The sequence below is a fragment of the Micromonospora sp. NPDC047134 genome (assembly GCF_040643455.1).
Classification (GTDB): Bacteria; Actinomycetota; Actinomycetes; order Mycobacteriales; family Micromonosporaceae; genus Micromonospora.
The window spans coordinates 15076-31163 of sequence record NZ_JBEYUI010000006.1 but is presented as its reverse complement, the minus strand read 5'-3'; the positions used below and the strand labels follow the sequence as shown (position 1 = coordinate 31163).

Below are 16088 nucleotides of genomic sequence, written 5' to 3'. Positions count from 1 at the left end.
AGTTCTTGAGATCCAGAGGCAGAATCGAGGTTCCAGTGGCCCTGAGTGCCGACCCCGAGACCTTCAGAGCAGACCTCGACCCCGCCTCGCTGCTCCGCTGGCGATCTGTCGTCGAGCGGCACTGGAGTGGCACGGACGCCCTGCTGTACGCCCTCGGCGTGGGTGCCGGGCAGCAGGACCCCGCCGCCGAGCTGCGCTTCACCACCGAGAACTCCGCCGGTCACCCGCAGGCGGTACTGCCGACCTTCGCGGCCCTGTTCGCCGCCGACCCGCCCCCGCTCGGCGACCCGGCGGCCGTCCGTCATGCCGAACAGTCCCTCCGGCTGCACCGCGAACTGCCCGTCGCCGGTACGGCCCGCACCACCGCCACCGTCACCGCCGTACACGACCAGGGCAGCGGCGCTCTGGTCCGCGTGGTCTCCCGGATCCGCGACGGGCAGGGGCGTCCGCTGGCCACCGCCACGGCGGGCTTCTTCGTCATCGGCGCGGGTGGTTTCGGTGGCGACCGGGCCCCCGCCCCGGTGCGGACCGTCCCCGTCACCGCGCCGGACCACGAGATCCATTACCCGGTGCCCCGCGATCAGGCCCTGCTCTATCGGCTCAGCGGCGACCGCAATCCCCTGCACAGTGATCCGAGGGTGGCTGAACGCGCCGGCCTGCCGCAGCCGCTGCTGCACGGGCTCTGCACCTATGGCTACGCGGGACGCGCCCTGCTGCACGCGGTCCCCGCAGACCCGGCCCGACTGCGCGGCATCGACGCGCGCTTCACCGCACCGGTGTACCCGGGCACCACCCTGACGGTCCGCATCTGGCGCCGCTCCCTCGGCGCGGTCTTCCAGGTCGTGGACGACACCGGCCGGGTCGTGCTCGACCGGGGCATGGCCTGGCTGCGGTGACCAGCGCCGGGCCGCCTCAGCGGGGCTGGAGCAGCCCGCGGTCGATCATGAAGGCCCGCAAGGTCTCGGCGTCCTCGGCGGACATCAGGCGGCGGGGGATCACCGTCGCCGGCATCCCGCCGACGAACACCACCCAGAAGTCCGGGGTGTCGGTCACCCGGGTGACCCCCTCCCAGGCGATGCCGCCGGACTCCGAGCCGCTGCGCATCATGATGTTGTCCTCGGTGATGTCGTAGGCCCCGTCGACGGCGTAGCGGCCGGAGCGACGTCGGGCCCGCAGCCGCACGAAGGGGGAGTACAGCATCGCCAGCAGGCCACCCAGGGTCATCGACACCCACAGCGGCATGAGCTGCTCGATCCACGAGGACCCCAGCGAGGCGATCAGACCGAGGACTCCGACCCCGGCCAGCACCGCGCCGACATAGCCGTACCTGCGTAGCCCGACGCTGCTGAGCACGTCGGCCACCCGCCCCGGATAGCTGGGGTCGGCGGGGACCTCGAAACGGATGTGCATCGGCGAAACGATACTGCCCCGTCCGCCCCGACCAGCGCCGCGCTACCCCCCTGGCCGTGTCGGCGGACGACGCGGGAACCCGGCCCGATCGATTATCTGCTATATATGGGAACGCTCCCAAGCCTGGTCGGTCGGTCGGCGCGCGGGGAGACCAAGCCATGGAGGAGCCATGCGTAAGTTTCTTGCCGCGTTGTCCGCCGCCCTGATGCTCGGCGTCACGGCCGGCAGTGTCCCGTCCGCCGCCAGCGCCGCACCGCACACATCGTGCCCGCGCCACCTGCTCTTCTGCGAGGACTTCGAACGGCTGCCGCGGGGCGGCGCCAGCAGCCTGAACTGGGGCATCGACACCCGCAACGGCACCCTGACGGTGGAACAGGCCCGCCGGGGCAACAAGGTGCTGCACATCCACACCGTGGACAACGGGCGGGCCTTCCTGCGTGTCGACGACTTCGAGGCACCGGGCAACCGGTTCTACGGCCGGATGCGGCTGCGGGTCGACGCCTTCCCGACCGCACCGGACTGGGCGCACTTCACCCTGGTGGAGGCGACCGGCACCGGCAGCTCGGAGATCGTCCGACCGATCGGCGGCCAGTACGCTCCCACCGTCCCGGGAATCTTCTGGGGAGTGGGCGCCGACGGCGGGCCGACCGGCGACTGGACCAACTGGCGCGAGTCCGCCCCGGTGGTCGAGGACACCTGGCAGTGCTTCGAGTGGAAACTCGACCCGAAGGACAACCGGGTCACGGTGTGGATCGACGGGGTGGCGAACCCGGAGTTGACCGCCTCCACCAACCAGCACGGCGGCAACCAGGTGCCCTTCATCCTGCCGAAGGTGAACACCGTGAAGATCGGCTGGCAGCTCTACCAGGGCGGCACCACCCCGGGTGCCTTCGACCTCTGGATCGACGACATCGCCCTGTCCACCCAGCGCATCGGCTGCTGACCGGCCGACCCCGCCCTCAGATCAGCCCGAGCGCCAGGGCGGTGAAGAGGGCGGCCAGCCAGCCCCAGCCCGGAATGATCATGGCCCGCTGAATCAGGCCGATACGCGGTGACACCTGTTCCCAGGCTCTGCCGAACTGGCCGAGCCCGAGGAACAGGGCCACCGCGATCCCACCCGAGACGACCCGCCAGGGTGTCGTGGGCAGGGTGAAGGCGCTGATGGCCGCGCTGACGGGCAGGGCCAGGAAGACGACGGCACCGGCGAGGTCGTGGATCCGGTGGGCGGTGCTGTGCTGCTCGGGTATCCCGGTCGGCGCACCCGGCGGGTACCCAAGCATCGGGTCCATCCGGAACACTCCGGAGGCGACAAGGCCGAGCCCGAAGACGGCCAGCACCACACCGAGCAGGGCGCTCGGGCCCTCGACGAGCACACCGATGGCCCCCGCCGTGATCGCGGCGCCACAGATCAGGAAGTTGGCCGTCTGGATCCCGCCCCGGCTGCCGAGGGCCAGTGCGCTGACCGGGTGGCGGGTCGGGGCGTAGCCCGGTCGGCTGGCCCCGTCGATGAGGAACACCAGCACGAACGACACCGCTCCGAGGGCACCCATCCACAAGGCCATCTGATCCTTCTTCCCCGTGTCGGAATATCCAGTACATCGAACACGAGGCCGGCCGACCCAGTGCCGATGGTCACCTGCGGGCCATTGAGCGTCGGCTGCGCCGGTCGGGAGGGGCCCCGACAGGAGTCCCGGGACGGTAAAGTGTCCGTACCTCGCAAGTGGACGAACCGGGCTCAGGCGTACCGATCAGTGCGGCCCTCGGCGACAGCATCGCTGCGCCGCGTCGACGGCCGTGAACACGACCCACGGGAAGAGGTGGCACGGTGGCAATGAGTGACGACGGCGAGGCCAAGCCGGCGAGCGCGGCCCGGATCTACGACTACTTCCTCGGCGGCACCCACAACTTCCCGGCCGACCGCGAGGCCGCCCAGACGATGCTCCAGGTGCTGCCGTTGGGACCGCAGATGGCCAGGACCAACCGGGCCTTTCTGCGCCGCGCCGTACGCTACCTCGCGGAATCGGGGATCCGACAGTTCCTCGACGTGGGCTCCGGCATCCCCACCGAAGGCAACGTCCACGAGATCGTCCAACAGGTCGAGCCCGAGGCGTGCGTCGTCTACGTGGACATCGACCCGGTGGCGGTCGCGGAGAGCCTGGAACTGCTCGACGGCAACCCCTTCGCTACCGTGGTCAACGCCGACCTGCGTGATCCTTCGTCGATTCTCACGCATCCGCAGGTCACGGCGCTGCTCGACTTCGACCGGCCGATCGGCCTGGTGTTGGGCGCGGTCCTGCACTTCGTCCCCGACGACGAGACGGCCCACGCCGCGGTGGGTCGACTGCTCGCCGCGATGGCGCCCGGGAGTCACCTGCTCATCTCCCATGCGACGGCCGACGAGGCGCCACACGAGCAGGACGAGATCGATATGGTCCACGACATCTACCGGCACCGGACCGCCACCCCCCTGGGGCTGCGCACCAGGGCGCAGATCGAGCGCTTCTTCGACGGTCTAGACCTGGTCGACCCGGGTGTGGTGTGGCTGCCACTGTGGCGTCCGGCCCCGGACGACCCACAGTATTTCGCCGACGATCCGACGCGCAGCGCCGGCATCGGTGGAGTCGGACGGATCCCGCCCCACCAGGACAGGTAGACGAGATCGATCACGTTGCGATGCTCCCGGCATCGGCACGGGTCACCGGTCGCCGACCAGGGTATCGGGGCGTCCGAGTCAGGGCAGCGGGACCACGTACGAGTCGACACGGGCGATCAGACCATCACGGAACGTGAACAGATCGTTGAAGGCGAACCGGAACGTCCCGTGCTCGACGCTGGTGCCGCGTCCCGCTCCGGTGGTAATGACGACCGGACCGTCTTCGTGGACGCGCTGGACGTCGAGTTCAGGGCTGCCGGTGAAGGCCGGATTCTCGATCTCGGCGTCGAACTCCGCCTTGCCGTGGGTGGTCCGGTGGCCGTGGATGACCCATTGGACGTCCTCGGTGAGGGTCGCGAGGATCCGCGCGTGGTCGCTCGTCCGGAACCCTGCGAAGTACTCCGCGACGAGGTGGCGTTGGCTCTGCTGGGTCACTGTCTGCTCCGTCCTGGCGTGGCGTCGCCCTGCTGAAGGTGGGTGGCGAGGGCGTCGAGGATGGAGGCGAGCCCGTCGGTCGCCTGGTCGGTCTGAAGCTCGGGCGGCAGCCGACGTTGGTGGACGGTGAGATCCGTGCCGCCGTCGGCGGGGCGCAGGCTGATGGTGGTACGCAGACCGGTGACGGGCTCGTCGAAGACGAGTTCGTGTGGTGCGGCGACGCTCACGTAGACGAATCGGAGGCGGCGGGAGGCGCCGTCCGGAGCGCGGGTGTCGAGCGCGAACTCTCCGCCGGGACGCAGGTCGACGGTCACCGAATCAGGCGGCACGGTGGCATGTGAACCGCCCCAGAACGCCGCGACGCTCGCCGGTGAGGTGAGGGCGGCCCAGACCCGCTCGGGTTCCGCTGGGAGACGGCGTCTCGCGATCAGTTCGTCGCCACGACGTTGTGCGCTGGCGGTCAAAGGGTCGCCTCCGCCTCGGTGAGGTGTCGTTCAAGGGCGTCGAGTCGGTCGTCCCAGGCGCGGCGCTGCTCGTCGATCCACGTGCCGAGCCGGGCCAACTGGTCGACCCTGAGTCGGCAGGGGCGTCGGGTGCCCTCGCGACGCTGCTCCACCAGCCCGCACCGCCGCAGGACACCGACGTGGTGGGAGATCGCCTGTGGGGTCAGGTCGAACGGTGCGGCGAGTTCACCCACTGTGGCGTCGCCGCGGGCGAGGCGAGCGACAAGGGCCCGGCGGACGGGATCACCGAGGGCGGCGAAGGTCGAGTCGAGCTCTGGCACGGGTGCGACGAGCGAGGACGGCATGACTCCACCCTAACGCAAACACCCATTTGCGCAAACGAGTGTTTGCATTGTCGTCTGTTGGTGTGATCACCTCGCCGAACCCGGATTCGCAGTGCTCGGCCGCTGACCGGCGCGGGCCTGCATGAGGGCGAACCCGAGCAGGTTGAGTCCGCGCCAGCGTGCGGGGTCGGTGGCATCCGGATGGTCGGCGGCCAGGCCGATGCCCCAGACCTGGTCGAACGGGCTGGCCTCCACCAGCACCCGCTCCCCGGTGTCGAGCAGATAGGTGCGCAGCGCCGGATCCTGGTCGAACTTCGCCCGGTTGCCGGTCAGCACGATGTCGAAACGGTGCCGTTGCCAGGTCTGCGGGTCGAAGCCGACGACCCGCCGGCCCAGGGCCTTCACCGCCTCCGGTGAATCCACCGTCAGGATCTGGGCGGCCCGGGCATGGTCGTCGAAGAGGACGGCCTTTCGCCACATCATGTAGTGCTCGGCGGTGGCGAAGCGTAGCCCGTCGAGGGTGAACGGGGCGGGCCACCACTGACTCAGGCACTCGGCGCCGATGCGGCCGTCGGCCCGCGGCTGGTGGCCCCAGAAGAACAGGTAATCCACCCGGGAACCCGCACTCACGGCGGCGATCAGTTCGGCGACATTGCCTACGGACGTGACCATGCCCGCGAGTGTCGCACCGCGGAACCTGCCGCACCATCGTGTCTCAGGGTCGGCCGCCGGCGGGGACCCCTGATTGCAAGAGATCTTGCTATGCAAGGTATCTTGCTTTCATGGACAGCGCACGCGAGCGGATCACCACCAACATCCGCAAGGGCGTCCTCGAGTACTGCGTGCTCGCGTTGCTCTCGCAGCGCGACATGTACGGCCTGGAACTGGCGGACTGGCTGGCCGCCCGAGGTCTGATCGCCAGCGAGGGCAGCCTGTACCCGATGCTTGCCCGGATGCGGCAGGCGGGCAGCGTCGAAACCCGCTGGCTGACCCCCGAGCAGGGTCATGCCCGGCGGTACTACGCGATCACCTCTCAGGGCCGGGCGCAGTTGCGGGTGTTCGCGGCGGTGTGGCGTGACATCCAGCCGCACGTGAGTGAACTGATAGCGGAGGAAACATGAGCAACAGCGCCCTGCCCGAGGCGGCGGAGAGCTACCTTCGGGCGCTCGCCGCCGAGCTGGCCGACGCGCCACCGGACACCGTACGGGAGATCATCGAGGGGGTACGCGCACACATCGCCGAGGCCCTGGACAGCGGACGCCAGCTGGACCAGGCCCTGGCCGGTCTCGGCAGCCCGCAGGCCGTGGCGGCGCAGGCACGTGAGGAACTCGTCCCGGCCGACCGCGCCGGGGACCGGGTGGCCGGTGTCGGCCGGGCGCTGCGGATGGTCGCCGTGGTGCTCGGCGTGCTGACCGCGGTGTGTGTGAGCTTCCTGCTGCCCTCCACCGCCCTGCCCTCGGATCTGGCCGGTCCCGAGGGCCAGAGCATCATGCGACGCCTGGGCCCCGGGTTCGCCATGCTCACCCTGCTACCGGCGCTCATCGCGGCCGTTCCGTTCGTCGTACCCCCCAGGGTGCGCGAGGTGACCGGCGTGGTCGGTGCCGGGGTGCTGACCGCACTGGCCTGCGCCACCGGCGAGGTCGGCCTGTACTACCTCCCGCTCGTGCTGATGCTGTGGGCGGCGACGGTGGTGCCGTGGGTGCTGCGGCGCCGGATCGGGCGGCCGGGCGTACGGTCCTGGCGCCTCGTCGCGGCCGGGGCGGTGATCCTGCCCGGGCTGCTGCTGGCCTTCTCCGTGGCCACCGGCTCGTTGGGCATCGAGTGGCTGGGGGTGGTGCTGTGGATCGTCGGGCCGCTGGTCGTCGGAGCCCTGTGCGCCTTCGGCCTCCGGATCGGGTACGCCCTGACCGCCCTGGCCGGTGCGCTGGTCATGGCCTTCGCGATCACCGAGCGGGGCTTCCTGTTCGCGGCCTTCTGGGTGTTCGGTGGGCTCTACCTGATGATCGGGGCCACCGGTGTCGTCACGACCCGTCCCGAACAGCGTCCGGCCGGTCCGATTCAATACGGTTACCACGACGCGGATCGAGGTCATGCTTCCGGCGGGCATCGACGGCCCACCGGGAGCTAGGCTGCCCGCGTGGCCGATGCCGAACTGGTGACGAACGAGGAGCGCCTGCGCCGCTTCGAGGCGATCACCGACAGGGCTCTGTCGGGGCTGAACATCGCCGATCTGTTCGATGAGCTGCTTGAGCGGGTCCGGGACCTGCTCAAGGTCGACACTGCGACCATCCTGCTGCTGGACGGCCATACCGGCGAACTCGTCGCCACGGCCGCCAAGGGCCTGGAAGAGGAGGTACGGCGCGGATTCCGCATCCGGGTCGGGCACGGCTTCGCCGGCCGGGTGGCAGCCACCTCAGCACCGGTGATGATCTACGACGTCACCCCGGCCGACGTGGTCAATCCCATCCTGCTCGACGCGGGCATCCGGGCCCTGCTGGGTGTGCCGATGCTGGCCAGCGGCAACCTCGTCGGGGTGCTGCACGTCGGTTCCCTGACCCTGCGGCGGTTCGGCCCCGAGGACGTCCAGTTGCTGCAACTGGTCGCCGATCGGGCCAGCTCCGCCGGTCAGGTCCGGGCCCAGATCCTCGACCGGCAGGCGGCCCTGGCCCTGCAACGCAGCCTGCTGCCCGGCCGACTGCCGGAGATCGCCGGCCTGGACCTGGCCGCCCGGTACGTGCCCGGTCACGACCTCGGCATCGGTGGCGACTGGTACGACGTGTTCGCCCTGCCGTCGGGCTGGCTGGGTGCGGTCATCGGCGACGTCTCCGGGCACGGGCTGCCCTCCGCCGTCGTCATGGGACGCATCCGCAGCGCCCTGCGCGCGTACGCCCTGGACCGGGACGACCCGGCCGAGGTGCTGACCGCCCTGGACCGCAAGATCCACCATTTCGAAGCCGGTACCCTGACCACCGCCCTCTACGCCCTCATCGCCCCCGACCGCGCCTCGGTGCACCTGTCCTGCGCAGGCCACCTACGGCCGCTGCTGGCCGTACCGGGCGAACCCACCAGCCTGGTGGACCTCGTCGTGGACCGACCCTTCGGGGTGGGTGCGCCGCTCGCCAGCCGGCACACCACCGTGGTGGACCTGCCGCCGGGCGCAACCCTCGTCTTCTACACCGACGGACTGGTCGAACGCCGCGGCGAGCTGATCGACACCGGCATCGAACGACTGGCCGCCGCCATCCGGTCGGGACCCGCCGAGGCGTTGTGCGACCACATCATGGCCGCCACCATCGACGAGCCCCCGACCGACGACGTGGCCCTGCTGACCATCCGTCGCCACGACTGAACCGAATCAGGGCAGACCCAGCACCCTGGCGAGGGCCTCGGCGGTGCCCGGATGGGCCCGCACCAGGGCTGCTGCCCCGGAGTCCGGCACCCCCTGGTCGGGACTTCGCCAGTCGCCCTCGACGCCGAGCAGGGCGGCCAGGGCCTCCACCGGCTCCCGGTGGTCGGCCAACAGGCCGTGCACCTGCCCCACGGGTCGGCGCGAGGTGCCCGGGGTGGCCGCCGGGGCGGTGTCCGACCAGGGCGGCACCCAGGTGTCCAAGGCGGCCAGGGTGCCCGGGAAGGTACGCCCGGCCTCCCGCACCAGCAACGGCACCAGCTCCGGCCCGTGCTGGCGCAGCGCGGTGATCAGGTTGGGCAGCCAGGGCAGCAGCACCGGATCGGGTAGCCGGGCGAAGGCGGTGGACATGGTCTCCACCACGAACGGCGCCAGCCCCGGCACCGGCTCCAGCGCGTGCACGAAACCGGACAGGTACTGCGGGAAGGCCGGCACCACCAGCGGGTTGGCCAGCAACTCCCGGCAGCGCTCCCGCAACTGGGCCAACGGCAGCATGCCCAACTGGTGGTGGGCCGCCCAGCCCAGGGCCACCTTGGCCGGGGCCTGCGGATGGGACTGGGCCAGGGCCAGTTCGAGCTGGGACCGGTCGCAGCCCAGCGACAGCGCCAGGCTCTCCAGGCTGAACAGGAAACCGAGCATCGCCCCGACCTGCCGTACCCCGGTGTCGCCGTCGACGAAGGCGGTCGGCAGCAGGGTGCAGTAGTGGGCGTACCCCGTGGTCACGAACGCCTCGCACCAGGCCGGCAGCTTCGGCGCGGTGGCCTGGTGGTGGGCGAGCAACCGGCGGATGCGGCGCAACACCTCCGGGGCCTCGTCGACGGTGCGTTCGCCGGCGAGCAACTCCACCGCCCGGGCACCCAACTCCTCGACCAGGCGGGGGCTGTTCAGCAGGGTGATGGCGTCCTCGACCGCCGTCAGAGCGCTGACGATGGTCGCCCCGGGCCCGTGTGCCGCCCGACGCAGGCGCTGCTCCAGCACCTGCTCGATGGTCACCCCCTCGTAGCCGAGTTCGATGAGCGCCCGCTGGTGGCGGCCCAGTGCCAGATCCCAGCTCTCCTGGATGGACCGGTGGCCCAGCCGACGCTCACCCATGATCGGCCGGACCGCCCCGGGCGGCAGCAGGTGCCGCAGCATCCACAGCAGATCCGAGCAGCCGGCCAGCTCCGGGTTGCCCTGCAGGTCCAGCAGGGCCCGCTGCACGGTGCGTTTCTCCAGGTCCAGACCGAGGGGCTCAAGCCGGTGCAGCACGTCCCGGGCCAGCGGCGGCAGGGCGTCGTAGCCGACCTGGCCGATCCGATCCCCGCCCAGCAGGATCTCGCAGAGCCGCCGCACGTCCCGCCGACCGGGTACGACATCCTTCTCGATGCAGGTCACCGCCGCGTCGGCGAAGTCGTACGGGGTGGGGCGGGCCCGGTTGCGCAGCCCGGCCAGCAGGATCGAGGTCTCGAACACCGCGATCGCGTCGGCGGTGCTGGCCAGGTACCCATTGCGGCGGGCCAACCGGACGATGTCCACGCACCAACTGCGCAGCTCCGCCTCATCGAGCCCGTCGAGGACTGGCGGCGCGGCGAGGAAACCGGAGAGCCGGTCGGTGACCGCCGCAGCCGGTGCCGGAACCGGCTTGCCCCGCCCCTTGCGGCCGGTCGCCCCCCGCTGACCCCCCAGCCGGTACGGCTGCACACCTGAGGCGCTCACCGCCTTGTTCCAGGTGGCGGCGGCGATCGACACCGACCCGGGGGCCAGACCGAACTGGGCCTCGATCGCGGAGTGGCTGGACGGGATCAGCCCGTACTGCCATTTCGTCGCGGTGCGTTCGGTGATGTCGAAGTCGGGAGCGGGAGAGTCCAGGCCGAACTGTTCGACCCGACTGGCGGCGTGGAAGGCCCCGCAGACATACATACAGTCCGCCGGGTCCGCGCCGGTGGCCGCCAGATGCTGCCGGATCCTGGTCCACATGTAGCGTTCGCGGTCCTCGTCGCGGTCGGTGCGCTCCGATTCGGCGGGCCGCAACCGCCGGAACAGGCTGCCGATCAGCACCATCACCTGGCGGTAGGTGTCATGGTCGGCGGCGGCCAGGGGCCGTTCGACGTAGCTGTCCCACCACTCCGACCAGTGCCGCACCTTGCCGTGGTGCAGCAGGTACGCCTCCAACTCGGCGAACCGGGGCCGCAGATCCCCGATCTCCACCCCTACCGCGTCGCCGTGCAGCGCGGCCTGTTCGTCGGCCCCGTCGGGAGGGGACTCCTCCGGCCCTGGGGACTCCGCCCGTGGTGACCACTGGAAGACGTGGTCGGTGGAGCGGTCCACCAGCACCAGCTCCACCCCCGGGGTCTCCAGCGCGTACGCGATGGCCTGGTATTCCGCGGAGGCCTCGGTGACGGGCGCGATCACGCTCAGCGGCGCCCAGGCGGCGGGGAAGCCGTCGAGTTCCGAGGCGAACGCCTGCACGGCCACCGGCAGCCGGCAGTTGCGCAACTCCGTCAGCACCGGCTGGAGATCCTCGCAGAGCTCCAGGTAGATCACCCGGGGCTGCTTCTGCCGCAGTCGGCGCACCATGGCCAGGGCGGAGGCCGGCGAGTGATGGCACACCGGGAAGATCTCCAGCCGTTCGCCCAGCGCCCGGTCGACGTCGTCGACGATCCCGGTGAGGATGTCCGCGAGGGCGTCCGGTCCCTCGGCGAACGCGGCGGCGGCGTCGGTGAGCTGCTCCCGCAACGCGGCGAACGCTCCGACGGCGGTGGAGGCGGGGGCAGTGGTGGAGGCCGGGGCCGCGACGGAGACGGCGGTGTTGGCGGAGGTGGGGGCGGTCATGACAGGGCGGCGATCGACTGTCGGCCGCCGTCGAGGAAGTCGTTCCACTCGCCGCCGTCCTGCTTGGCCCGTGGCTCCACCACGGCGTGCAGGTACTTGTTGAGGATCGCCAGGTCCTCCGGGCTGCGGCGGGCCAGGGAGCCCACCAGCGACCCGGCCAGGGTGCCGGCCCGCAGGGTGCGGTCGCCGAAGAACTGGCTGTGCAGGATGGCGTCCTCCAGCACCCCGATCTGCTCGGCGGTGGACAGCGCCGACTCCAGCTTCTCGTCGTCGCTGGTGGCCGAGGCGGCGGCGGCCCGCAGGTCGGCGAAGCTCTGCAACAGGATGTCCAGCAGGGTCGGCGGCACCTCCAGCTCGACCTGGTGGCGGCGCAGCAGCTCCTCCGTACGGAATCGGACGATCTCCGCCTCGCTGCGCTTGTTGGTGATCACCGGGATCCGGACGAAGTTGAACCGCCGTTTCAACGCCGAGGACAGGTCGTTGACCCCCCGGTCCCGGCTGTTCGCGGTGGCGATGATGGAGAACCCGGGCTTGGCGAAGACGATGTTGTCGTCGTTGAGTTCGGGGATGGAGACGTACTTCTCCGACAGGATGGAGATCAGGGCGTCCTGCACGTCGCTGGTGGAACGGGTCAACTCCTCGAAGCGGCCGATCACCCCCTGCTCCATCGCCGTCATGATCGGCGACGGGATCATCGACTCGCGGGACTGCCCCTTGGCGATGACCATGGAGACGTTCCACGAGTACTTGATGTGGTCCTCGGTGGTGCCGGCGGTGCCCTGCACGACGAGTGTCGAGTTGCGGCAGATCGCCGCGGACAGCAGCTCGGCCAGCCAGCTCTTGCCGGTGCCCGGGTCACCGATGAGCAGCAGACCCCGATCCGAGGCCAGGGTGACGATGCTGCGCTCGACGAAGCTGCGATCACCGAACCACTTCTGCGGGATGTCCCGGTCCAGGCCGTCGGCGCGCTCCGAACCCAGGACGAACAACCGGACCATGCGGGGGCTCAGCCGCCACGAGTACGGCTTGGGGCCGGTGTCGACCGACTCCAGGTAGTCGAGTTCGTCGGCGTACTTGACCTCGGCGGGGGCACGCAACATCTCGGACATGAGGGGTGTCTCTCCTAGGTGAGGAAGCTCTTGAGCTCGAAGACGAGTTTGCGGATGTGGCCGGAGATGACCGGGGTGCCCAGGTCCTTGAGGCGTTGCCGGAACCAGGGGTTGACGCTCTGCTGGCCGGAGCTGCTGACCGAGCCGACCGGGATGAACCTGACCCCCGACCGGTGCACCGCCTCGATGCCGTCGAACAGGGGCTGGGAGCGGTCGAACTCGTAGAAGTCCGAGATCCACACCAGCACGGTGTTCTTCGGCTCGACGATCTTCGGGCGGGCCATCGCCATCGCCACCGGCCCGTCGTTGCCCCCACCCAGGTTGGTACGCAGCAACACCTCGAAGGGGTCGTGCACCCACGGGGTGAGGTCCAACGCCCGGGTGTCGTACGCGATCAGATGCACGTCCACCTTGGGCAGACCGGCGAAGATCGACGCCAGGATGGTGCAGTTGACCATCGAGTCGACCATCGACCCGGACTGGTCCACCACCACGATCAGCCGCGACGGGGTGGTCTTGCGGGCGGTCTGCCGGTAGTAGAGCCGGTCGACATAGAGCCGTTCGTCCTCCGGGCTCCAGTTGGGCAGGTTCTTCCAGATGGTGCGGTCCAGGTCCAGGTTGCGGAACACCCGCTTCGGCGGCACGGACCGGTCGATCGCCCCGACCGTGGTCTGCTCCACCTGGGTACGCAGCACCTGCGCAACCTCGTCGACGAAGCGCCGGATTAACGCCTTGGCGTTGGCCAACGCCACCCCGGACAGGTTGGCCTTGTCCCGCAGCAGTTGTTCGATCAGCGACATGCTCGGGGTGAGTTGCCGGGCCAGCGTCGGATCCGCCAGCACCTCCCGCAGGTGCATCCGGTTGACCAGATCCCCCTCGATGCCGGCGAGGACGGGCCCCAGCCCGGTGCCCTGGCGGCGCAGCTCGCCGGCTTCACCACCGAGGGCCTGCTCGAACCAGCCCGCGTCGGACTGCCACCGGGCCAGCTGCCCGGCGCTGACCGGCCCCGCACCGGTGGCGAAGACGTTGAGCAGCAGCTTCGACACCAACGCCGCCCGCCGCACCTCGGCCTCGCCCGGCTGGTGCGGCCCGGCATCCTCCCCGTCCGGGGAGGTCTCGCCGGTGGGTGCGCCCTCGCCGGTGGGTGTGGCCTCATCGTCGGCATTGGCCTCGCCGGTGACACTGGCCTCGCTGTGGGGACTGACCTCGCCGGTGGGAGTGGCCTCGGTGTTAGCGAGCAGGCCGCGTAGTTCGTCGGCGAGCTGCGGGAACCGTTGGACCACGTTGTCCACCGAGACCGTCGGGTCCAGCAGCATGGCGGGCAGGCCCAGGTCCTCGACCACGGCCATGCTCGCCGATTCCAGGGTGGGCTGCTCGTCCGGGTCGAAGATGCGGGCCAGCAGCCGCCAGTAGAGCACCTGGCGGCGGTTGGCGGCGGCCAGGTCGCTCGGGGTGAGGTCGGAGTCGGTCATCGGCGCAGCAACCGTCCCGCCCGCTCGCGTAGCACCGCCACCGCGTCGCCCGCCTTGGCCTCGGCTTTCGCCACCTTCGGATCGGTGATCCCCTCGGCCCAGTCGCTGTTGTGCGCCTCGACCGGCTTGCGTTTGACGGTGCCCTGCACCGCCAGCGGCTGCACCAGCCAGCGACCCCCGTCGAAGCGCAGCAGCCCCAGACAGCACGACGAGGCGGCGACCAGCGCGGGGGTGAGCGGCCCGGCGGCCGGCAGCCGGTCGACGGCGACCGGGAGTTCCTGGCCGTCCCACTCGACGGTGAGCCCGTCGTCGTCCTGCCGCACCGTGTAGCCCTCCAACAGCACCGGTTCGGCGATCGCCGTCGGATGCCGGTCCAGCGGCGCGGTGGCCGCCGCGACCGCCGTGGCGAGCAGCAACCGGGCGGTGGCGAACGGGTCGGCGGGCTCACCGACCCGGGCCTGACCGTCGACCCACCGCAGGTCACCGCCGCACAGCGGCAGGTCGGTGACGGTCACCGCCCGCCGTTGCGCCAGCGCGGCCAGCAGGACCGGATGCGCCTGCAACAGCCGCCACACCGCCGGGCCGGTGATCGTCTCCACCTTCGCCGCCACCACGGTCGTACGCACCAGCCGGGCCGCTTGGCCGTCGGCCGGTTCGAGGACACCGTGCACCTGCACCCCGACGGCCGTGCCGTGCTCGTGCAGATCCACCCCGAGCGGCAGCAGACGACCGGAAACCGTCTCGACCTGGTCCTCCGGGGTCGACCAGTCCTGCGCCAGCAGCACCCCCCGGGACCACAGATCCGCCCACCGCCGCGCCGGCACCTGCGTCATCATGGCCACCGGAAGGCTGGCCCGCAGCTCGGCGGCGAGACCGTCCAGCAGCACCGCCAACCGGCGCAGCTCCGGCTCGGCCAGGGCCGCCTCGACCGGCGTCCCGACGCCCGAGAGCAGGTCATGGTCGACCCCGCGCCAACCCGCCACCGCCGTCTCGTGCAACCAGGCCCGCGCCGCGCCCCGAGGCGCAGACACCTCAGCCGGTACGCCCACCGAGGCCGACCACGGCGTCCGCTCGCGCCCGACGGCCGCGTCGAACTGGCCCAGCAGCGCATCGTGGGCCGCCCCCAGCAGGGCTGACCGGGCACCGGCCAGAGCGGCCAGGTCCTCCTGGCTGAACGATCCGGCGGTCACCTTGCCCACCGCCTCGGCCACCCGATCGTGCAGCGGAGTGCCGGCGACCGCGTCGGCCAGGGCGGCCAGCGCGGCGGCGGCCTCCTCACCGACCCGCGCGAACCCGCCGACCAGGGCGTCGTCGAACCCGGCCACCACCGCCTCGGCGTCGGCCAGCCCCACCGGAAGGCTCTCCTGCAACTGCGCCAGTTGGGTGCTCAGCATCAGCGTGCCGCCCCGGTGGCCGGGAACCAGTGCAGCTCGGGCAGCGCGGTGGTGCTGTCCGGCAGTTCGAGGTACGCCAGGTGACGCAGGAACCGGCTGAACACCACCGCGGCCGGGGTCGGCTCGTGCCGGGTGTCCATCCGGGCCAGCAGGTCGGCCCCGCCGCGTACCTCGTCACCGGCCTCGACCCGCAGGTAGCGGGCGACCCGGTCCACGCCGTACTGGAGAACGGCCTCCTCGGCCAGGGCTTCCAGGTGCTTGCAGGGCGCGCCGCGCAGCCCGCCGCAGGGCCGGTTGTTGTTGGTGCTGCAATGGTAGGCGTGGGTGCCGGCGGCCACGGACGAGACGTAGACCCGTTCGATGTCCGAACCACTGGAGACCACACCCTGTAGCCGTCCGGCGGCCAACTCGACGAAGGGCACCTTCGCCAACTTGCGCGGCCGGGCGGGCGGCACCACCGCCAGCACGCTACGTCCCCGCCAGGCCGCCCCGTCAGCGTCCGTCACCTGTGTCCTCCCCGCCCCGTCGCGGACACCGTCCGCGCATAGTGAAGCCGCACCGACCGCTGTCGGCGCCGCCATGACGGGGAGGATCATGTCGGATGCCTACGA

Annotated in this window: 17 protein-coding genes; 6 read left to right on the top strand and 11 right to left on the bottom strand. The window is 70.9% G+C overall.

The features are described from left to right. The first annotated feature begins 35 nt into the window (after nucleotides 1-35). Nucleotides 36-896 (top strand): MaoC/PaaZ C-terminal domain-containing protein, encoded by an 861-nt coding sequence (locus ABZ795_RS10295; RefSeq protein ID WP_357530053.1) that lies wholly within the window; start codon nucleotides 36-38, stop codon nucleotides 894-896. A 16-nt stretch (nucleotides 897-912) separates the two neighbouring features. Here the strand turns inward: ABZ795_RS10295 and ABZ795_RS10290 are convergent, their stop codons facing one another. Next, nucleotides 913-1410 carry a YcxB family protein gene (locus ABZ795_RS10290; protein ID WP_357530052.1) on the bottom strand — a complete coding sequence of 166 codons (498 nt, stop codon included), beginning with the start codon at nucleotides 1408-1410 and terminating at the stop codon, nucleotides 913-915. Nucleotides 1411-1579: 169 nt separating this feature from the next. Here ABZ795_RS10290 and ABZ795_RS10285 point away from each other — a divergent pair, with 169 nt between their 5' ends. After that, nucleotides 1580-2353, top strand: a complete 774-nt coding sequence (locus ABZ795_RS10285) for a hypothetical protein (RefSeq protein ID WP_357530051.1) — start codon at nucleotides 1580-1582, stop codon at nucleotides 2351-2353. Nucleotides 2354-2369: 16 nt separating this feature from the next. Here the strand turns inward: ABZ795_RS10285 and ABZ795_RS10280 are convergent, their stop codons facing one another. Further along, entirely contained in the window at nucleotides 2370-2972 is a 603-nt protein-coding gene (locus ABZ795_RS10280; protein WP_357530050.1) for a DUF998 domain-containing protein, read from the bottom strand. Nucleotides 2973-3241: 269 nt separating this feature from the next. On the opposite strand from ABZ795_RS10280, the gene ABZ795_RS10275 reads away from it, so the two are divergent. Further along, entirely contained in the window at nucleotides 3242-4063 is an 822-nt protein-coding gene (locus tag ABZ795_RS10275) for an SAM-dependent methyltransferase (RefSeq protein ID WP_357530049.1), read from the top strand. A gap of 78 nt (nucleotides 4064-4141) precedes the next feature. Here ABZ795_RS10275 and ABZ795_RS10270 read toward each other — a convergent pair whose 3' ends face one another. The 4 genes from ABZ795_RS10270 to ABZ795_RS10255 form a co-directional block, all read right to left on the bottom strand. Beyond that, a complete protein-coding gene (locus ABZ795_RS10270) occupies nucleotides 4142-4498 on the bottom strand; it encodes a nuclear transport factor 2 family protein (protein ID WP_357530048.1) in 357 nt (118 codons plus the stop codon). Beyond that, nucleotides 4495-4962, bottom strand: coding sequence for an SRPBCC domain-containing protein (locus ABZ795_RS10265; protein ID WP_357530047.1), 468 nt, complete (start codon nucleotides 4960-4962; stop codon nucleotides 4495-4497). The genes ABZ795_RS10270 and ABZ795_RS10265 overlap by 4 nt, the downstream gene beginning before the upstream one ends. Beyond that, nucleotides 4959-5306: a metalloregulator ArsR/SmtB family transcription factor gene (locus ABZ795_RS10260; protein WP_357530046.1), complete on the bottom strand. Its 348-nt coding sequence runs from the start codon at nucleotides 5304-5306 to the stop codon at nucleotides 4959-4961. Before ABZ795_RS10260 ends, ABZ795_RS10265 begins: the two co-directional genes overlap by 4 nt. 66 nt (nucleotides 5307-5372) lie before the next feature. Further along, the gene (locus tag ABZ795_RS10255) at nucleotides 5373-5957 is read right to left on the bottom strand and encodes an NADAR family protein (protein WP_357530045.1); all 585 of its coding nucleotides are present in this window, start codon (nucleotides 5955-5957) and stop codon (nucleotides 5373-5375) included. A 110-nt stretch (nucleotides 5958-6067) separates the two neighbouring features. Here ABZ795_RS10255 and ABZ795_RS10250 point away from each other — a divergent pair, with 110 nt between their 5' ends. The 3 genes from ABZ795_RS10250 to ABZ795_RS10240 are packed head-to-tail and all read left to right on the top strand — an operon-like array spanning nucleotide 6068 to nucleotide 8634. Continuing rightward, nucleotides 6068-6406 (top strand): PadR family transcriptional regulator, encoded by a 339-nt coding sequence (locus ABZ795_RS10250; protein ID WP_357530044.1) that lies wholly within the window; start codon nucleotides 6068-6070, stop codon nucleotides 6404-6406. Then, the gene (locus ABZ795_RS10245; RefSeq protein ID WP_357530043.1) at nucleotides 6403-7413 is read left to right on the top strand and encodes a hypothetical protein; all 1011 of its coding nucleotides are present in this window, start codon (nucleotides 6403-6405) and stop codon (nucleotides 7411-7413) included. The genes ABZ795_RS10250 and ABZ795_RS10245 overlap by 4 nt, the downstream gene beginning before the upstream one ends. A gap of 9 nt (nucleotides 7414-7422) precedes the next feature. Next, nucleotides 7423-8634, top strand: a complete 1212-nt coding sequence (locus ABZ795_RS10240; RefSeq protein WP_357530042.1) for a GAF domain-containing SpoIIE family protein phosphatase — start codon at nucleotides 7423-7425, stop codon at nucleotides 8632-8634. A 6-nt stretch (nucleotides 8635-8640) separates the two neighbouring features. On the opposite strand, the gene ABZ795_RS10235 is transcribed toward ABZ795_RS10240, so the two are convergent. Genes ABZ795_RS10235 through ABZ795_RS10215 form a run of 5 tightly spaced genes read right to left on the bottom strand, consistent with a single transcriptional unit; the run spans nucleotide 8641 to nucleotide 15944 of the window. Beyond that, nucleotides 8641-11502, bottom strand: a complete 2862-nt coding sequence (locus ABZ795_RS10235; RefSeq protein WP_357530041.1) for a DUF5682 family protein — start codon at nucleotides 11500-11502, stop codon at nucleotides 8641-8643. Further along, a complete protein-coding gene (locus ABZ795_RS10230) occupies nucleotides 11499-12611 on the bottom strand; it encodes an AAA family ATPase (RefSeq protein ID WP_357530040.1) in 1113 nt (370 codons plus the stop codon). Before ABZ795_RS10230 ends, ABZ795_RS10235 begins: the two co-directional genes overlap by 4 nt. A gap of 14 nt (nucleotides 12612-12625) precedes the next feature. Further along, a complete protein-coding gene (locus ABZ795_RS10225) occupies nucleotides 12626-14083 on the bottom strand; it encodes a VWA domain-containing protein (protein WP_357530039.1) in 1458 nt (485 codons plus the stop codon). After that, nucleotides 14080-15477 carry a hypothetical protein gene (locus ABZ795_RS10220; RefSeq protein ID WP_357530038.1) on the bottom strand — a complete coding sequence of 466 codons (1398 nt, stop codon included), beginning with the start codon at nucleotides 15475-15477 and terminating at the stop codon, nucleotides 14080-14082. Before ABZ795_RS10220 ends, ABZ795_RS10225 begins: the two co-directional genes overlap by 4 nt. Next, nucleotides 15477-15944, bottom strand: a complete 468-nt coding sequence (locus tag ABZ795_RS10215; protein WP_357530217.1) for a hypothetical protein — start codon at nucleotides 15942-15944, stop codon at nucleotides 15477-15479. The genes ABZ795_RS10220 and ABZ795_RS10215 overlap by 1 nt, the downstream gene beginning before the upstream one ends. Between the last annotated feature and the right edge of the window lie 144 nt (nucleotides 15945-16088).

What these genes read in the sequence shown, in the direction of transcription:
- ABZ795_RS10280 (WP_357530050.1), bottom strand. Translation starts at nt 2,972, where the DNA reads ATGGCCTTGTGGATGGGTGCCCTCGGAGCGGTGTCGTTCGTGCTGGTG.
- ABZ795_RS10275 (WP_357530049.1), top strand. Translation starts at nt 3,242, where the DNA reads ATGAGTGACGACGGCGAGGCCAAGCCGGCGAGCGCGGCCCGGATCTAC.
- ABZ795_RS10260 (WP_357530046.1), bottom strand. Translation starts at nt 5,306, where the DNA reads ATGCCGTCCTCGCTCGTCGCACCCGTGCCAGAGCTCGACTCGACCTTC.
- ABZ795_RS10230 (WP_357530040.1), bottom strand. Translation starts at nt 12,611, where the DNA reads ATGTCCGAGATGTTGCGTGCCCCCGCCGAGGTCAAGTACGCCGACGAA.
- ABZ795_RS10285 (WP_357530051.1), top strand. Translation starts at nt 1,580, where the DNA reads ATGCGTAAGTTTCTTGCCGCGTTGTCCGCCGCCCTGATGCTCGGCGTC.
- ABZ795_RS10220 (WP_357530038.1), bottom strand. Translation starts at nt 15,477, where the DNA reads ATGCTGAGCACCCAACTGGCGCAGTTGCAGGAGAGCCTTCCGGTGGGG.
- ABZ795_RS10225 (WP_357530039.1), bottom strand. Translation starts at nt 14,083, where the DNA reads ATGACCGACTCCGACCTCACCCCGAGCGACCTGGCCGCCGCCAACCGC.
- ABZ795_RS10250 (WP_357530044.1), top strand. Translation starts at nt 6,068, where the DNA reads ATGGACAGCGCACGCGAGCGGATCACCACCAACATCCGCAAGGGCGTC.
- ABZ795_RS10290 (WP_357530052.1), bottom strand. Translation starts at nt 1,410, where the DNA reads ATGCACATCCGTTTCGAGGTCCCCGCCGACCCCAGCTATCCGGGGCGG.
- ABZ795_RS10235 (WP_357530041.1), bottom strand. Translation starts at nt 11,502, where the DNA reads ATGACCGCCCCCACCTCCGCCAACACCGCCGTCTCCGTCGCGGCCCCG.
- ABZ795_RS10255 (WP_357530045.1), bottom strand. Translation starts at nt 5,957, where the DNA reads ATGGTCACGTCCGTAGGCAATGTCGCCGAACTGATCGCCGCCGTGAGT.
- ABZ795_RS10245 (WP_357530043.1), top strand. Translation starts at nt 6,403, where the DNA reads ATGAGCAACAGCGCCCTGCCCGAGGCGGCGGAGAGCTACCTTCGGGCG.